Here is a 15,435-nt window from a genome sequence, read left to right as displayed (position 1 = left end):
GGGTCACCTCTCCCCCGCTCACTGGCCGTCCTCTCACTGGCCGTCCCCGGGGAGCGGGACGGCGTACCGCGGCCGGACGGCCCCGGCGGCCGGCAGCCGCGCCCCGGACGTGCGGCGCACGTCGTACCGGATCCCGAACCGGTCGTGCAGCGCGGCGAGCCGCCGGTCGGCCGCCGAGCCCGTGAAGGCGCCGCGCAGCCGGCCCGGGTCGCCGACCGCCGTCACCGCGTAGGGGCCGGTCAGCGGCCGGTAGTCGACCAGGATCGCCTCGCCGGCGGCGCGGATCGCGGTGGTCGGCGCGAGCCGCTGCCCGTTGACGCCGATGGCCTCGGCACCCGCCGCCCAGAGCCCGTTGACCAGGATCTGGAGGTCCTGATCATAGACCCGGCCGGCGTCGGCGGAGCGCCCCCGCGCGGCGGGTGCGGCGCGCGGCGCGTCGGCGACCGTGACCACGATCCCGAGGCCGGACGCGGGCGCGGCGGCCGCGGCGGCGCCGGCCCGCGCCAGCCGCCGCCGGACGCGGCGCCCCTCGTCGCTGCGGGCGAGCGCGGCCGCGCGCTCCCGCTCCGTGCGGGCGCGCAGCGCGTCGGCGCGGCGCTGGAGCGCGTCGGTCTCGGCGGTGCGGGCCCGGATCTGCCCGATCAGCCGGGACCGCTGCTCGGCCGCGACGGGCTCGCCGCGCCGCGTCTGCGCCGCGGCGACGGCGAGCAGCGTGCCCGCGAGCGCGAGGACGAGCAGGACGCCCGCCCCGCGGAACCGCCGCGGCGGGGCGCCGCCGGCGGCCGCCCGCCGCGCCGCGGCCTCGGCGTAGCCGTGGTCGGGGAGCCGGCCGGCGAGCAGGTCGGTGAGCAGCGGCATCGGGGCGCCGGGGCGCCGTCCGGGCGGCCGCCGGTCGCCGCGGTCGTCCCGTCGTGCGATCACCGCCCCATCATGGCAAGCCCCAGGGGCCGCCGGGCGCCATCGGCGGCGGTGCCCGGGAGGCGGCGGTGCTCAGGAGGCGGCGGGGCGGCGCAGGCCGATCTCCAGGGCCAGTCCGGCGAGGACGGAGCCCATCGCGTAGCGCTGCACGCGCCGCCAGCCGGGCCGGCGGGCGAGGAAGCCGGCGATGCCGCCGGCGCCGAGGACGATGAGGCCGTTCACGCTGATCGCGATCGTGATCTGCAGCAGGCCGAGCAGCAGGATCTGGACGGCCATGCTCCCGCGGCCCGGGTCCGCGAACTGCGGCAGCAGCGACACGTAAAGGATCGCGATCTTCGGGTTGAGCAGGTTGGTGACCAGGCCCATCGCGAACAGGCGGCGCGGCGGGTCGGCGGGCAGGGACCTCGGGGCCAGGGCCGTCGTGCCGCCCGGCCGCAGCGCCTGCCAGGCGAGCCACAGCAGGTACGCCGCCCCGGCCAGCTTGATCGCCGTGTAGAGGGCCGGGACGAGCGTGAAGACGGCGGTGAGCCCGGCGGTGGCGGCGGCGACATAGACGAGGAACCCGGCGGCGACGCCGGCGAGGGAGATCAGCCCCGCGCGGCGCCCCTGCGTCACCGACCGCGACACCAGGTACAGCATGTTGGGGCCCGGGCTGAGGACGAGCCCGAGCGCGAAGGCGGCGACGGCCGCCGCGGCGGTGAGCGAGATCATTGCACTCCCAGTGTCCACACGGTCCGAGGCTAGATCTCCGATGCTTCTCGGTGCAATACTTCGCATTGCACTCGGAGCAATGTGGGGACGCATGGAGGATTTCCGTCGGGTCGCCGACGAGGTGGCCGCCGATATCGCCGCCGGGCGGCTGCGCCCCGGCGACCGGCTCCCGCCGCAGCGCGCGTTCGCCCGGACGCGGGGCATCGCCGCCTCGACGGCGAGCCGCGTGTACGGGGAGCTCGCCGCGCGCGGCCTGGTCGTCGGCGAGGTCGGGCGCGGCACGTTCGTCCGGGCGGCGGAGCCCGCACCCGTCCCGGCGCTCGCGGAGCCCACCGGGGCGAAGGTCGACCTGGAGCTGAGCCAGCCCGTGCTCCCGGGGCAGAGCGCGCTGCTGGCCGCCGGACTAGGGCGGCTGCTGCGCCCCGACGTGCTGGACGCGGCGCTCGGCCCCGGACGGGTCACCGGGACCGCCGCCGCCCGGGACGCCGCGGCGGCGCTGCTGGCCGCGCCCGGCTGGCGGCCCGACCCGGGGTCGGTGCTGTTCGCGGGGAACGGCCGGCAGGCGATCGCGGGCGCCGTGTCGGCGCTGGTGCCGCCGGGCGGGCGGCTCGCCGTGGAGGCGCTGACCTATCCGGTGGTCAAGGGCATCGCGGCCCGGCTCGGCGTCACGCTCGTCCCGGTCGCGGCCGACGAGCACGGGCTGCTCCCCGGCGCCCTCGCCGACGCGCACCGCGCCGCGCCGCTCGGCGCGGTCTACCTCCAGCCGACGCTGCACAACCCCTGCGGGACGACGATGCCGCGGCACCGCCGCGCCGAGATCGCCGGCGTCCTGCGGCGGCTCGGCCTGCACGCGATCGAGGACCGCGTCTGGGCGTTCCTGCCCGCGGACGGCCCGGAACCCCTGGCGGGCCTGGCCGCGGACCGCACCGTGCTGGTCGACAGCCTGTCCAAGCGCCTCGCGCCCGGCCTGACCCTCGGGTTCGCGGTGCCGCCCGCCGCGCTGGCCGGGCGCGTCGCCGCCGCGCTGCGGGCGGGCGCCTGGGGGCCCGCGCGCTTCGCGCTCGAGGCGGCGACCGGCTGGATCGCGGGCGGCGCGGTCGAGGAGATCACCCGGGCCAGGCGCGCGGACGCCGCGGCCCGCTCGCGGATCGTCGCCGAGCGCCTGGCGGGCGCCGCCGTCCGGTCCGGGCCCTGCTCCTACTTCTGCTGGTGGGACCTGCCGCCCCGGTGGCGGGCGGAGACGTTCGTCGCGGCGGCCGCGCGGCGCGGGATCGCCGTCACCCCGGCCGCCGCGTTCGTCGCGGGGACCGGCGCGGCGCCCCGCGCGGTCCGGATCGGCCTCGCCTCGCCGCCGCCGGGGACCCTGGCACGGGCCCTGGACGTCCTCGCCGAGATCGCCGCGGGCGCCCCGGAGGACATCCCCGTCGACTGACCGCGGCGCCGGCGCCCGCCGGGGCGGGCCGGGCCGGTCAGGAGCCGGCGCGCTCGACGACGACGGCCCACTCCTCCAGCAGGACCTGGGCGGCGTCGGCGTCGGGCCCCTCGGCCCACACGTGGGTCACCGCCTCCGCCGGGTCGGGCAGGACCAGGACCCAGCGGCCGTCGTCCTCCACCACGCGGACGCCGTCGGTGGTGTCGATCGTGCGGTCCCCGGCGGCCTCCACGACGTGCCGCATCACGCTGCCCTTGGCCGCCCACGGGGTCGGGACGGAGCGGCGCAGGAGGTGCGCGTCGGGGATGCGGCGGTCGATCTGGGACAGCGTCAGGCGGGTGCGGGCGACCAGGCCGACGAGGCGGACGAACGCGGCGATCCCGTCGACGGTGCCGCTGAACTCGGGCATGAGGAAGCCGCCCCGGCCGTCCCCCGCGAAGATCACGCTGGGCTGCGCGGCGGCCTTGGTGAGGACGTCCTGGGACGTGGACGTCCACTCGACCTGGACGCCGTGGAAGCGGCACACCTGCTCGGCGACCCGCGTCGTCGTCACCGGCAGCGCCACCTTGCCGCCGCGCCGCTCGGCCGCGACCAGGTCGAGCATGACGAGCAGGGCGCGGTCGTCGCCGACCAGCTCGCCGTTCTCGTCCACCAGGGAGATCCGCTCCCCGACCGGGTCGAAGCGGACGCCGAACGCGGCCCGCGAGGAGGAGACGAGGTCGCCGAGGCGCTCCAGGTCGCGCATCCGCTCGGCGAGCGTCTCGGTCGGGTTGGCCTCGTCCAGCCCGGCGTTGCGGGTGAGGACCTCCACGCCGACCTTGCCGAGCAGGTTCGGCAGGACGAGCGAGGCGACGCCGCCCGCGCAGTCCAGGACGATCTTCAGCCCGGCCTCGCGGACGCCGCGGATGTCGACGCGCCGCAGCAGGTCGCGGGTGTAGGTCTCCACGACGCGCGGCGGGTAGGTCAGCTCGGCGATCTCGCCGGGGAACGCGCGCCGGTACTCCTGGCGGCCGAAGACGCGTTCCAGCTTGCGCTGCGCCGCCTGGGACAGGTCGGCGCCGCCGGCGTCCAGGAACAGGATGTCGACGCCCTGCGGGTCGCCGAGGGTGGTGCGGATGTAGATGCCGCCGACGGCGTCCTCGCGGCCGGTCTCGAACCGGGCGACGGTGAGCGGGGTCGCCTCCAGGTCGTTGACGTTGATGGCGCTGGCGGTGAGCGCGCTGTTCACGGCGCGTTTCAGGGTGCGGGCGGCGCGGGACACGTCGCGGCCGGTGACGACCGTGGAGCCCTTCTTCAGCGTGGTCGCGTAGGCGCTGGCGAGCCGTACCGCCAGCTCGGGGGTGATCTCCACGTTGACGAGCCCGGACACGCCGCGCGGCCCGAACAGGTTGCGCTGCCCGCGCGACTCCCAGATCACGCTGGTGTTGACGACCGCGCCGGCCTCGATGGTCTTGAACGGGTAGACCTTCACGCCGCTGGAGACGTACGCCTCGGCCTCGATGACGCATTCATCGCCGATGACCGCGCCCTCCTCGACGCGGGCGCCGGCCATGATGTCGGTGTTCTTGCCCACGACGCAGCCGCGCAGGTTCGTGGACGGCGCGACGAACACGTTGTCGTGGACGACGGCCCGGTGCAGGAACGCGCCCTCCTTCACGACGACGTTGCTGCCGAGGACGGTGTACTCGCGCAGTTCGACGCCCGCCTCGACCTTGGCGTAGTCGCCGATGTAGAGGGGGCCCTTGAGGACGGCCTCGGCGTCCACCTCGGCGCCTTCGGCGACCCACACGCCGGGCGACATCTCGAAGCCGTCCAGTTCGATGCCGACCTGGCGGGAGAGCATGTCGGCCTGGGCCTTGAGGTAGCTCTCGTGGGTGCCGACGTCCTCCCAGTAGCAGTCGGCCACGTATCCGAACAGGCGGGCGCCCTCGCCGAGCAGCTTGGGGAAGACGTCCCCGGACCAGTCGACGGACTCCCCCTCCGCGACGTGGTCGAGGACCTCCGGTTCCATCACGTAGATGCCGGTGTTGACGGTGTCGGAGAACACCTGGCCCCAGGTCGGCTTCTCCAGGAACCGCTGCACGCGGCCCTCGTCGTCCACGATGATGATGCCGAACTCGAGCGGGTTCGGGACGCGCTTCAGCCCGATGGTGACGAGCGCGTCGTTCTCCTCGTGGAACCGCACCATGTCGGTGAGGTCGATGTCGGTGAGCGCGTCCCCGGAGATCACGAGGAACCGGTCGTCGCGCAGCGCCTCCTCGGCGTTCTTGACGCTGCCGGCGGTGCCGAGCGGGATCTCCTCCGTCGCGTAGCTCAGCGACATGCCGAGCTCCTCGCCGTCGCCGAAGTAGTTGCGGATCAGCGCCGCGAGGAACTGGACGGTGACGACGGTCTCGGTGAACCCGTGCCGCTTCAGCAGCCGGAGCACGTGCTCCATGATCGGCCGGTTGACGAGCGGCAGCAGCGGCTTGGGCTGGTTGGCGGTCATCGGACGCAGCCGCGTCCCCTCGCCTCCCGCCATCACGACGGCCTTCATCGGGGGGTCTCAGCTCCCTTCTGGTCGCCGGCCGGCGGTTCCGCGCCCGGTCCGCCCCGGTCGCCCGGTTCGCCCCGGTCATCCGGTTCGGGCGGGGTGTCCGGCCCGGGGGCCGGGGGCGAGCCGCGGCCGGCCGACACCAGTTGCCGCGTCTGCGTCCAGTAGAGGACGGCCGACCACCAGTACAGGCCCGTCCCCCAGATGGCGAAGGACCATCCGATGACCTTCGCCGCGGTCGCCGCGCCGCCGCCGTGGTCGCCCAGCAGCAGCAGCGGGAACGCGTACAGCAGGCACATGGTGCCCGCCTTCCCGATGAAGTGGACGGGAAGCGTGCCGCCGTACCCGAGCCGCCGCACGATCGGCGCGATCGGCAGGATCGCGAACTCCCGGGCGACCAGCAGCACCACCAGCCACAGCGGGATGATGTCGCGGATCGTGAGCCCGATCAGCGTGGCGAGGATGTAGAGGCGGTCGGCGGCCGGGTCGAGCACCGTCCCGAGCCTGCTGGTCTGGTTCAGCGCGCGCGCCAGCTTGCCGTCCAGCCAGTCCGACAGGCCGGCGAACACCAGCACGCCGAGCGCCCACCAGTCGGCCTCGGCGAGAATGAGCCACAGGAACAGCGGGACGCCCACGAGCCGGGCCATGCTCAGCATGTTGGGCACCGTGAAGATCCGGTCCTGCGGGGCCTGCTGCAGAGTGGTCACCGACGCGTTCGCCTCCCCTGGTCCCCTTGATCCTGACCCTACCGGTAAGGGTTGGAAAGCCCTCGACGGCGTCGGACCGGTGAGTCGGGCGCGGCGGGGCCCGTCCGGGGGCGGTCCCGGTCATCGCGGGCTGACGGCGTCCGCGAGCGGCAGGACGGCCGTCACCACGAATCCGCCGCCCTCCCCCGGACCGGCGTCGAGGGTCCCCCCGACGCTGCGCGCCCGCTCGATCATCCCGAGGATCCCGAACCCCTCGGGAGTGCCGCCGGACGGCCCGTTCCCGTCGTCGGCGACGCGCACGACGAGCCCGCCGCCGTCGCGCGTGAGGCGCACCGTGGCGCGCCTCGCCGCGGAATGCTTGACAACGTTGGTCAAGGCCTCCTGGACGATCCGGTACGCGGCGACGCCGATCTCCGGCGGCAGCGTCCCGAGGCCGCCGTCCGCCAGCCGCACGTCGAGCCCGCCGCCGCGCGCCGCCCGCACGAGGTCGCCGATGCCGTCCGGGCCGGGCAGCGTCCCGGACGCCGCCACGTCGGTGCCGCGCAGGACCTGCAGCGTGCCGCGCAGCTCGGTCCGGGCGTCCCGGCAGGTGCCCGCGATCGACGCGAGCGCCTCGGCCAGCTCCGCCCGGTCGAGCGGCCGGTCCCCGCGCACCAGGTGGGCCGCCGCGCCGGCCTGCACGCCGATCAGCGTGATGCTGTGCGCGAGGAGGTCGTGCAGGTCGCGGGCGATCCGCAGCCGCTCCTCGGCGACCCGCCGCCGCGCCTCCTCCTCCCGCGTGCGCTCGGCCCGCTCGGCCCGCTCGGTGATCGTCGCGAGGCGCGCGCGGTGCACCCGCCACACCTGGACGGCGATCACGACCGACACCACGGCCTCGATGACCGCGACCTGCTCCCGGACGGAGCTGCCGCCCGCCCGCATCGCCATCCCGAGCACGCACACGGCCAGCAGGAACGCGGCGACGCCGAGGACGATCCGCACCCGCCGCCCGAGGACGGCGTAGGCGAACAGCGCGATCACCTCGGCGGGCACGAGCGCGTGGTGCTGGTACTGCGCGAGGTGGTACGGGAGCACCAGGACCACCAGCGCCACCAGCGCCGGCGCCGGCCACCGCCGGATCACCGCGAGCGGCACGTGCGCCGCGGCCAGCAGCAGCGCCCCGGCCGCGTCCAGTTCCCGGACTCCGGGCCACGCCACCGCCGCGGCCGCCGCGATGCCCGCCAGCGCCATCGCGGGCAGGGCGTCCCTTGCCGTCGCACCGATCCGAGGCAGCGTCACCACCCGCCCATCCTCCCGGATCCCCGCGACCACCGCACACCGCCCCCGCACACCGCTCTCGGACACCGCCCCCGCCCGGCGATCCCGCGCGGCGGTCCCGCCCGGCGATCCCGCGCGGCGGTCCCGCCCGGCGATCCCGGGCGGACAGCCGGACAGCCGGACAGCCGGACGGCCGGGCGGCCGGACGGCCGGGCGGCGGGGCGGCCGGGCGCGGAGGGCGGCGGGGCGGCCGGGCGCGGAGGGCGGCGCGCGGGCGCGTCCTACCCCAGGGGCGGCGGTTGCGGCAACGGGGGTGCGGCGGGTTAGCGTCGGGCACGACAGATCGCGGGGGCCCGGCGAACCGGGCTGAGATAGCGGCTGGGACGGCCGCTGACCGCATGAACCTGACCGGGTAATGCCGGCGTAGGGAGAGATCGAGTCGTCATGACACAACACGTGGTTCCAGCCGCCCGCAAGACCTACCTGCGGGGTTCGCGCCCCGACATCCGGGTCCCCATGCGGGAGGTGCCGCTGACCAGCGGCGACGCCGTCGTGCTGTACGACACGTCGGGGCCGTGCACCGATCCGGCCGTGGAGACCGACGTCCGCCGGGGACTGCCCGCGCTGCGGGAGGCGTGGATCGCCGAGCGCGGCGACACCGCCCCGTACGCCGGGCGGCCCGTGCGCCCCGCGGACGACGGGCGGCGCACGCCCGTTCCGGAGGACCTGCTGCCGCGGCGGCCGCGCCGCGCGACCGGCGGCGCGGTGACGCAGCGCGCGTACGCGCGGCGGGGCGAGATCACACCGGAGATGGAGTTCGCCGCGCTGCGGGAGGGGGTGGCACCGGAGTTCGTCCGGGACGAGCTGGCGGCCGGGCGCGCGGTGCTGCCCGCGAACGTCAACCATCCCGAGATCGAGCCGATGGTCATCGGCCGCAACTTCCTGGTGAAGGTGAACGCCAACATCGGGAACTCGGCGGTGGCGTCCTCGATCGAGGACGAGGTCGAGAAGATGACGTGGGCGACCCGCTGGGGCGCCGACACCGTCATGGACCTGTCGACCGGGAAGGACATCCACACGACGCGGGAGTGGATCCTGCGGAACTCGCCGGTGCCGGTCGGGACCGTCCCGCTGTACCAGGCGGTGGAGAGGGTGGGCGGCGACCCGGCGGAGCTGACCTGGGAGGTCTTCCGGGACACGGTGGTCGAGCAGGCCGAGCAGGGCGTCGACTACATGACCGTCCACGCGGGGGTGCTGCTGCGGTACGTGCCGCTGACGGCACGCCGCAGGACCGGGATCGTGTCGCGGGGCGGTTCGATCATGGCGGCGTGGTGCCTGGCGCACCACGAGGAGAACTTCCTGTACACCCGCTTCCGGGAGCTGTGCGAGATCTTCGCCGCCTACGACGTCACCTGGTCGCTCGGGGACGGCCTGCGCCCCGGCTCCATCGCGGACGCCAACGACGAGGCGCAGTTCGCCGAGTTGCGCACGCAGGGCGAGCTGACGGCGATCGCCGCCGGGTACGGCAACCAGGTGATGAACGAGGGGCCCGGCCACGTCCCGATGCACAAGATCAAGGAGAACGTCGACCGGCAGCAGGAGTGGTGCGGCGGGGCGCCGTTCTACACGCTCGGCCCGCTGACCACCGACATCGCGCCCGGCTACGACCACATCACCTCGGCGATCGGCGCCGCGATGATCGGCTGGCACGGCACGGCGATGCTCTGCTACGTGACGCCGAAGGAGCACCTCGGGCTGCCGGACCGCGAGGACGTCAAGGCCGGCGTCATCGCCTACAAGATCGCCGCGCACGCCGCCGACCTCGCCAAGGGCCACCCGGGGGCGCAGGCGTGGGACGACGCGCTGTCGGACGCCCGGTTCGACTTCCGGTGGGAGGACCAGTTCAACCTGTCCCTCGACCCGGACACCGCCCGCGCGTTCCACGACGCGACGCTGCCGGCGGCGCCGGCGAAGACCGCGCACTTCTGCTCGATGTGCGGCCCGCACTTCTGCTCCATGAAGATCACCCGGGACGTCCGGCGGTACGCGGCCGAGCGCGGCCTGGACGGCGAGGCCGCCCTCGCCGCCGGGATGCGGGAGAAGGCCGCGGAGTTCACCGCCGCCGGCGGGCGGCTCCATCTCCCGCTCTCCCCCGGGGATTCCTGACGTAGGCGCAGGTCGGCGCGGGCCCGCCGCACACCGGACGCGGCACCGGACGCGGCACCGGACGCGGCGGGCCCGGCCATCCCGGCGCGGGCCGGGCGCGGCGGCGCGGCTAGTATCGAGGGACCGTTCCAAAGCCGCGGACCCCCCCGAATCGCCGCAGGCCCGTACCCGCCGGGAAAGGACCGACGACTCACGTGACCAGCGACGACACGCCGCAGGCCCCCGCCCGTGCGGTGCGGGCCGACGTGCGCCGCAACCGGGCGCGGCTGCTCGCCGCGGCCCGCGAGACGTTCCAGCGCGACGGGGCCGACGCGTCCCTGGAGGGCGTCGCCCGCACCGCCGGCGTCGGCATCGGCACGCTCTACCGCCACTTCCCGACCCGCCAGCACCTCCTGGAGGCCCTGCTCGCCGACGTGTACGCGGACCTGGCCGCCGCCGCCCGCGAACTGCAGGCCTCGCCGGCGCCCGGCGAGGCCCTGATGACGTGGCTGCGGGCGTTCGTGTCGCGGGTGACGGTGTTCCGCGGGCTGGCGGCCTCGGCGGTGGTGTCGCTGCGGGAGGAGCGGGCCGAGCCCGGCTGCCCCCGCCGGGCGATGTGCGAGGCCGGCGAGGCGCTGTTCGCCCGCGCGCAGCAGGCCGGGGACGCACCCGCGGGCACGGCGTTCGCCGACGTCCTGTGGCTCGCCGGCGCGATCGCGGCGGGCACCGAGCGGGAGCCGGCGGCCGCCGAGCGGCTGCTGTCGCTCGCCGCCGCCGGGATGGCGCCCGGCGCCCGGTAGGTCAGTCCGTCTCCGGGACGGGCAGGACGCGGCGCGGGCCGCGCGGCGCATCGCCCTTCCGGCGCCATTCGCGCGGATAGCCGACCGACACCTCGATGTGCGGGACGTCCCCGGTCCAGATCGTCCGGGGGATGTGCAGGTGCCCGTACACGACCGATACCGCGCGGTACCGGTCGTGCCAGCCGGCGGTGCGCTCAGTGCCGCACCACTGCGCGAACTCCGGGTACCACAGGACGCGGGTGGGTTCGCGGACGAGCGGCCAGTGGTTGACGAGCACGGTCCGCGTGCCCGGCTCCAGAGCCGCGAGGCGCTTCTCGGTGTAGGCGACGCGGGCGTCGCACCAGGCGTCGCGCGTCGGGTGCGGGTCGGGATGCAGGTAGACCTCGTCGGTGCACACGACGCCCGCCTCGTGCGCGACCTCGAGGGCCTCTTCCTTGGTGGACGTCCCGTCCGGGCGGAACGTGTAGTCGTACAGGATGAACAGCGGCGCGACCGTCACGGGGCCGCCCTCGCCGTCCCAGACGGGATACGGGTCCTCGGGGGTCAGCACGCCGAGGCCCCGGCACATGTCCACGAGCCGCCGGTAGCGGGCCTCCCCGCGCAGCTGCACGGGGTCGTCCTTGATGGTCCACAGCTCGTGGTTGCCGGGGACCCAGAGCACGGTGGCGAAGCGGTCGCGCAGCAGGCGGAGGGTCCACTCGACGTCGGCGAACCGCTCGGCGACGTCCCCGGCGACGATCAGCCAGTCGTCCCCGGACGCGGGCCGCAGCCCCTCGACGAACGCGCGGTTCTCCGGGAACCCCACGTGCAGATCGCTGATCGCATAGACACCGCCCATCCAGTGATCGTAAGCCCGGCGCGCGCGAGCGGCCCGCGCTCCGGAGGGGGCGCGGGCCGCTTCGCGGGGATTCCCGTCGTCAGCTGCTCCTGCCCCAGAAGTAGACGCCCAGGCTCATCGCGAGGACGCTCGCCCAGCTGAACACGGCCCGGACGGTGTTCCAGGCGGTCCAGCGGCCGGAGTAGTCCGACCAGATCCTCGCGGCGTCGGCCAGGTCCTTCGGGATCGTCACGCCGTCCAGGTCGTTGTTCATGGGGATGTTCACCGCGAAGCTCGGGACGAGCGCGCCGACGAGGTACACGCCCGCGGCGGCGAAGAACAGGAGCGCCGCGGACTTCTGGTCCAGAGTCAGCAGCAGCACGCCCGCCGCGGCCGCCAGCACCGGGACCAGCATGAACATCCCCACGAACACCGGGTTCTGGATCTTCTGGTTGATGGACTGCATGGCGTCGATCGCCGACCCCGGCTTCGCCGCGTTCAATCCCGGCATCACGCCGGTCGAGAAGCCGAAGAACGTCCCGGCCATGCCGGCCGCCATGATGAGGGAGAGCGTCACCGAGACGCCCGCGAGAGCGGATTTCATCGTCGTTCCGTTTCTGGTCGCAGATGGTCGGGTCAGGGGGTCCAGATGCCGCTGGCCGCGGTGTCGTGCGCGTACGCGGCGAAGTCGCGGGGCTCGCGGCCGAGGGCCCGCCGGACGCCGTCGGCGGGCGCGGCGTTGCGGCCGTCCAGCACGGTCGTGAACAGGTACGTCAGGAAGCCGATGACGTCGCCGGGCAGGCCGTGCTCCTTGAGGGCCGCCGCGTACTCGTCCGCGCTCACCGGGACGAAGGCGATCTCCCGCCCGGCCGCCCGCCCGATCTCCGCGACGGCCTCGGCGAAGGTGAGCGCGCGGGGGCCGGTGACCTCGTAGACCTCGCCGGCGTGGCCGTCCCGGGTGAGGGCCGCGACGGCCACGTCCGCGATGTCGCCGGCGTCCGCGAACGGCTCCGGCACCTCGCCGGCGGGGAGGACGACCTCGCCCGCGCGGACGGGGTCGAGGAGGTAGTCCTCGCTGAAGTTCTGCGCGAACCAGGCGGCCCGCACGACCGTCCATACCAGGCCGGACTCCTGGACGATCCGCTCGCACTCCCGCGCCTCGGGTTCGCCCCGCCCGGAGAGCAGGACCACGTGCCGCACGCCCGCCGCGGCCGCCTCCGCCGTGAAGGCGGCGACGGCCTCCGGCGCGCCGGGCGCCGCCAGGTCCGGGTAGTAGGACAGGTACACCTTCTCGACGCCCCGCAGCACCGGCGCCCAGGTCGCCTCGTCCGCCCAGTCGAAGGCCGGCGACGCCGACCGCGAGCCCATCCGGACCGGGACGTCCAGGGCCTCCAGCCGCTCCACCACGCGGCGGCCGGTCTTGCCGGTGCCGCCGAGGACGAGGGTCAGGCCGTTCTCTGTTTCCGTGTTCGTCATGCTTTGAGTCAACAGCGCGGCCGTTCCAGCGACCATCGTTGAGAAGCTCGCCCGCATACGCGAGCGTCTAGGCTGGCCCCCATGGACGCCCTCACCGACCTCCTCGACGGGCCGCGCGCCCGGGGGGCGTTCATGCTCCGCTCGACCCTCGTGCCGCCCTGGTCGGTGCGCATCCAGGACGAGGCGCCGCTGACGCTGCTGTCCATGGTCAGGGACGACGCGTGGCTGATCCCCGACGACGGCGACCCGCAGCGCGTCGTCCCCGGCGACATGGTCATCTTCCGGGGGCCCGACCCCTACACCGTCGCCGACGACCCCGCCACCGAGCCGCAGATCGTCATCCACCCCGGGCAGCGCTGCACCACGCCCGACGGGACGAGCCTGTCGGAGGCGATGGACCTCGGCGTCCGCGCCTGGGGCAACGACCCCGGCGGGACGTCGGTCATGCTGATCGGCACCTACCAGATGCGCGGCGCCGTGACCCAGCGCCTGCTGTCGGCGCTGCCGCCGATCGCGATCGTCCGGGGCGACACCTGGAAGTCGCCGCTCGTCGGCGTGCTCGGCGAGGAGATCGGCAGGGACGAGCCCGGCCAGGACGTCGTCCTCGACCGGCTCCTCGACCTGCTGCTCATCGCGACGCTGCGCGCCTGGTTCTCCCGTCCGGACGCCGCGGCGCCCGGCTGGTACCGCGCGCACGGCGACCCGGTCGCGGGGCCCGCGCTGCGCCTCCTGCACGCCGACCTCTCCCACCCGTGGACGGTCGCGGACCTCGCCGCGCGGGTCGGGGTGTCGCGCGCCGCGCTCGCGCAGCGGTTCGCGAGGCTGATCGGCGAGCCGCCCATGGCGTACCTGACCGGGGTCCGCCTCGCGCAGGCCGCCGACCTGCTGCGCGAGAGCGACGCGACGCTCGACGCCGTCGCACGCCGGGTCGGCTACGGCACCGCGTTCGCGCTGAGCACCGCCTTCAAGCGCGAGCACGGCGTCAGCCCCCAGGAGTACCGCGCCGGCACGGCGGCCGGCTGACCGGTCAGCCCGCGGCACGCAGGTGCTCGTGGAAGAAGGCGGTCATCAGGGCGAGCACGCGTTCGCTCTCCCTGCCGTAGACGGCGAAGTGGTCCCCGTGCAGGATCTCCAGCCGCTTGGGGTGCAGGGCGCGCTCGTAGGCGGCGAAGGCGAGGTCGCTGTGGGTGAGCGTGTCCTGGTCGGCGACCACCATGAGCAGCGGCGTCGGCGTGATGCGCGCGATGTGGTCGCCCGGCTCGTACTCGGCCGTCATCTCCACCGAGCGCAGGGTGACCTCGTTGCGCCAGGTCTTCAGCCGCTCCGGCTCGATCGTGCGGTACCACTCGTAGGTCGGGCGGTCGGGCAGCGCGGCGAGTTCGCCGGGCGTCTCGGTGATCAGCGGGATCATCGCCGGCGCCTCGCCGCGGAACCGGGCGAGCCGGTCGGCGTCGAACGTCCGGCGGACCTCGGCGAGCGCCTCGGTGGGGATGAACCGCGACATGCTCGTCCCGCCGCTGATCACCGGGACCTGCGCGTAGACGCACTTCACCCGGCGGTCCACGGCCGCGACGACGAGCACGTGGCCGCCGGAGTAGCTGGATCCGAACACGCCGATCCGCTCGGCGTCGATCTCCTCGCGGGTGCACAGGAACGTGATCGCGTCCCGGTAGCCGCGGATCTGCGCCCAGGGGTCGACCTCCTGGCGGGGCTCGCCGTCGCTGGCGCCGAACGACGGGTGGTCGTAGAGCAGGACCGCGAGCCCGGACGCGGCGAGCGCCTCGGCGATGTCGTCGGTGTACTGCTCCTTGACGGCGCCGTAGCCGTGGGTGACGACGACGGCCGGGTGCGGGCCGGGGCGCCCGTCCGGCGTGTAGAGCCAGCCTCGGAGCGTCGTTCCGGCGGAGTCGAACTCGATGTCGTGGCGCATTCCGGGTCCTTCCGGGGTCGGCGCGGCGGGGGGTCCGTCCGCGTTCAGGGGGCCTGGCCGGCGGGGGGCGCGAACACGCCGCTCCGCGCGGCGGCGCAGGCCGCGGCGGCGGCGGTCTCGGCGAGGGCGCCGTCCACGGGGCGCCGCTGGATCAGCAGCCGGTAGTAGAAGGGCGCGCCGACGGCGGCGCTGACGGCGGCGGCGTCGGTGCCGGGCGGCACCTCGCCGCGTTCGGCCGCGCGCTCGACGATCGCGCCGGCGAGGCGGTTGCGCCCGGCGAACACCTCGCTCAGCGCGGCGGCGGCCGCCGGGGAGCGGACGGCGGCGGCGACCATGCCCTCCACGAGCGCCCGGTACCGGGGCCGGGCGTACAGCGCGGCGATCCCGGCGGCGAGGGCGCGCAGGTCGTCCCGCAGCGACCCCGTGTCGGGGATCGGCACCTCCCGCGTGCCGACCTCGGCCAGCAGGTCGACGACGAGGCCCTCGGCGTTCCGCCACCTGCGGTACAGCGTCGCGAGGTGGACGCCCGACCGCTCGGCCACGCGCTCCATGGTCAGGCCGGCGTATCCGGCGTCCTCCAGCTCGCCGAGCGCGGCCTCGAGCACGGCGGCGCGGGTGCGGGCCGTCCGGCCCCCGGGTCGGGCGGCCCCCGCGGCCGGTGCGTCCTCACTCACCCGGCCGATGCTAATGCGAAAGACTTCGCATTAGC

Annotated in this window: 14 protein-coding genes and 1 riboswitch; of the genes, 4 read left to right on the top strand and 10 right to left on the bottom strand. The window is 75.2% G+C overall.

Going from position 1 to position 15,435, the window contains the following annotated elements; all coding sequences use genetic code 11:
* Positions 1-33: 33 nt before the first annotated feature.
* Both ABZ806_RS19375 and ABZ806_RS19370 read right to left on the bottom strand, forming a co-directional pair.
* On the bottom strand, positions 34-921 hold the full coding sequence (locus ABZ806_RS19375) for a DUF881 domain-containing protein (RefSeq protein WP_500218694.1): 888 nt from the start codon (positions 919-921) through the stop codon (positions 34-36).
* Between the two features lie 69 nt (positions 922-990).
* Positions 991-1,629: a LysE family translocator gene (locus tag ABZ806_RS19370; RefSeq protein ID WP_500218693.1), complete on the bottom strand. Its 639-nt coding sequence runs from the start codon at positions 1,627-1,629 to the stop codon at positions 991-993.
* Between the two features lie 91 nt (positions 1,630-1,720).
* Here ABZ806_RS19370 and ABZ806_RS19365 point away from each other — a divergent pair, with 91 nt between their 5' ends.
* Positions 1,721-3,061 (top strand): aminotransferase-like domain-containing protein, encoded by a 1,341-nt coding sequence (locus ABZ806_RS19365; protein WP_500218692.1) that lies wholly within the window; start codon positions 1,721-1,723, stop codon positions 3,059-3,061.
* Positions 3,062-3,098: 37 nt separating this feature from the next.
* Here the strand turns inward: ABZ806_RS19365 and ABZ806_RS19360 are convergent, their stop codons facing one another.
* The 3 genes from ABZ806_RS19360 to ABZ806_RS19350 form a co-directional block, all read right to left on the bottom strand.
* Positions 3,099-5,597, bottom strand: a complete 2,499-nt coding sequence (locus ABZ806_RS19360; RefSeq protein ID WP_500218691.1) for a sugar phosphate nucleotidyltransferase — start codon at positions 5,595-5,597, stop codon at positions 3,099-3,101.
* The gene (gene clsA / locus ABZ806_RS19355) at positions 5,594-6,301 is read right to left on the bottom strand and encodes a cardiolipin synthase ClsA (protein ID WP_500218690.1); all 708 of its coding nucleotides are present in this window, start codon (positions 6,299-6,301) and stop codon (positions 5,594-5,596) included. Before clsA ends, ABZ806_RS19360 begins: the two co-directional genes overlap by 4 nt.
* 120 nt (positions 6,302-6,421) lie before the next feature.
* On the bottom strand, positions 6,422-7,582 hold the full coding sequence (locus tag ABZ806_RS19350) for a sensor histidine kinase (protein WP_500218689.1): 1,161 nt from the start codon (positions 7,580-7,582) through the stop codon (positions 6,422-6,424).
* A gap of 311 nt (positions 7,583-7,893) precedes the next feature.
* Positions 7,894-8,007, top strand: a riboswitch (TPP riboswitch).
* Here ABZ806_RS19350 and thiC point away from each other — a divergent pair.
* Positions 8,003-9,724: a phosphomethylpyrimidine synthase ThiC gene (gene thiC, locus ABZ806_RS19345; protein ID WP_500218688.1), complete on the top strand. Its 1,722-nt coding sequence runs from the start codon at positions 8,003-8,005 to the stop codon at positions 9,722-9,724. It overlaps the preceding riboswitch by 5 nt.
* 194 nt (positions 9,725-9,918) lie before the next feature.
* The gene (locus ABZ806_RS19340; RefSeq protein WP_500218687.1) at positions 9,919-10,503 is read left to right on the top strand and encodes a TetR/AcrR family transcriptional regulator; all 585 of its coding nucleotides are present in this window, start codon (positions 9,919-9,921) and stop codon (positions 10,501-10,503) included.
* A 1-nt stretch (position 10,504) separates the two neighbouring features.
* Here the strand turns inward: ABZ806_RS19340 and ABZ806_RS19335 are convergent, their stop codons facing one another.
* From ABZ806_RS19335 to ABZ806_RS19325, 3 genes are all read right to left on the bottom strand, one after another.
* Positions 10,505-11,341, bottom strand: a complete 837-nt coding sequence (locus tag ABZ806_RS19335) for a metallophosphoesterase family protein (RefSeq protein ID WP_500218686.1) — start codon at positions 11,339-11,341, stop codon at positions 10,505-10,507.
* A 79-nt stretch (positions 11,342-11,420) separates the two neighbouring features.
* Entirely contained in the window at positions 11,421-11,924 is a 504-nt protein-coding gene (locus ABZ806_RS19330; protein WP_500218685.1) for an anthrone oxygenase family protein, read from the bottom strand.
* 32 nt (positions 11,925-11,956) lie between these two features.
* On the bottom strand, positions 11,957-12,796 hold the full coding sequence (locus tag ABZ806_RS19325; RefSeq protein ID WP_500218684.1) for an NAD(P)H-binding protein: 840 nt from the start codon (positions 12,794-12,796) through the stop codon (positions 11,957-11,959).
* Positions 12,797-12,877: 81 nt separating this feature from the next.
* Here ABZ806_RS19325 and ABZ806_RS19320 point away from each other — a divergent pair, with 81 nt between their 5' ends.
* The gene (locus ABZ806_RS19320; RefSeq protein WP_500218683.1) at positions 12,878-13,819 is read left to right on the top strand and encodes an AraC family transcriptional regulator; all 942 of its coding nucleotides are present in this window, start codon (positions 12,878-12,880) and stop codon (positions 13,817-13,819) included.
* A 4-nt stretch (positions 13,820-13,823) separates the two neighbouring features.
* Here ABZ806_RS19320 and ABZ806_RS19315 read toward each other — a convergent pair whose 3' ends face one another.
* Positions 13,824-14,726: an alpha/beta hydrolase gene (locus ABZ806_RS19315; RefSeq protein WP_500218682.1), complete on the bottom strand. Its 903-nt coding sequence runs from the start codon at positions 14,724-14,726 to the stop codon at positions 13,824-13,826.
* Positions 14,727-14,770: 44 nt separating this feature from the next.
* Positions 14,771-15,400 carry a TetR/AcrR family transcriptional regulator gene (locus ABZ806_RS19310; protein ID WP_500218681.1) on the bottom strand — a complete coding sequence of 210 codons (630 nt, stop codon included), beginning with the start codon at positions 15,398-15,400 and terminating at the stop codon, positions 14,771-14,773.
* Positions 15,401-15,435 lie beyond the last annotated feature (35 nt).

Source organism: Spirillospora sp. NPDC047418, assembly GCF_040643275.1.
In the GTDB taxonomy this organism is placed as follows: domain Bacteria; phylum Actinomycetota; class Actinomycetes; order Streptosporangiales; family Streptosporangiaceae; genus Spirillospora.
This window is presented reverse-complemented; position numbering and strand designations above follow the sequence as displayed.

Coding starts and splice junctions, on each gene's coding strand:
- thiC (WP_500218688.1), top strand. CDS start 8,003: ATGACACAACACGTGGTTCCAGCCGCCCGCAAGACCTACCTGCGGGGT.
- ABZ806_RS19360 (WP_500218691.1), bottom strand. CDS start 5,597: ATGAAGGCCGTCGTGATGGCGGGAGGCGAGGGGACGCGGCTGCGTCCG.
- ABZ806_RS19330 (WP_500218685.1), bottom strand. CDS start 11,924: ATGAAATCCGCTCTCGCGGGCGTCTCGGTGACGCTCTCCCTCATCATG.
- ABZ806_RS19370 (WP_500218693.1), bottom strand. CDS start 1,629: ATGATCTCGCTCACCGCCGCGGCGGCCGTCGCCGCCTTCGCGCTCGGG.
- ABZ806_RS19365 (WP_500218692.1), top strand. CDS start 1,721: ATGGAGGATTTCCGTCGGGTCGCCGACGAGGTGGCCGCCGATATCGCC.
- ABZ806_RS19335 (WP_500218686.1), bottom strand. CDS start 11,341: ATGGGCGGTGTCTATGCGATCAGCGATCTGCACGTGGGGTTCCCGGAG.
- ABZ806_RS19315 (WP_500218682.1), bottom strand. CDS start 14,726: ATGCGCCACGACATCGAGTTCGACTCCGCCGGAACGACGCTCCGAGGC.
- ABZ806_RS19325 (WP_500218684.1), bottom strand. CDS start 12,796: ATGACGAACACGGAAACAGAGAACGGCCTGACCCTCGTCCTCGGCGGC.
- ABZ806_RS19320 (WP_500218683.1), top strand. CDS start 12,878: ATGGACGCCCTCACCGACCTCCTCGACGGGCCGCGCGCCCGGGGGGCG.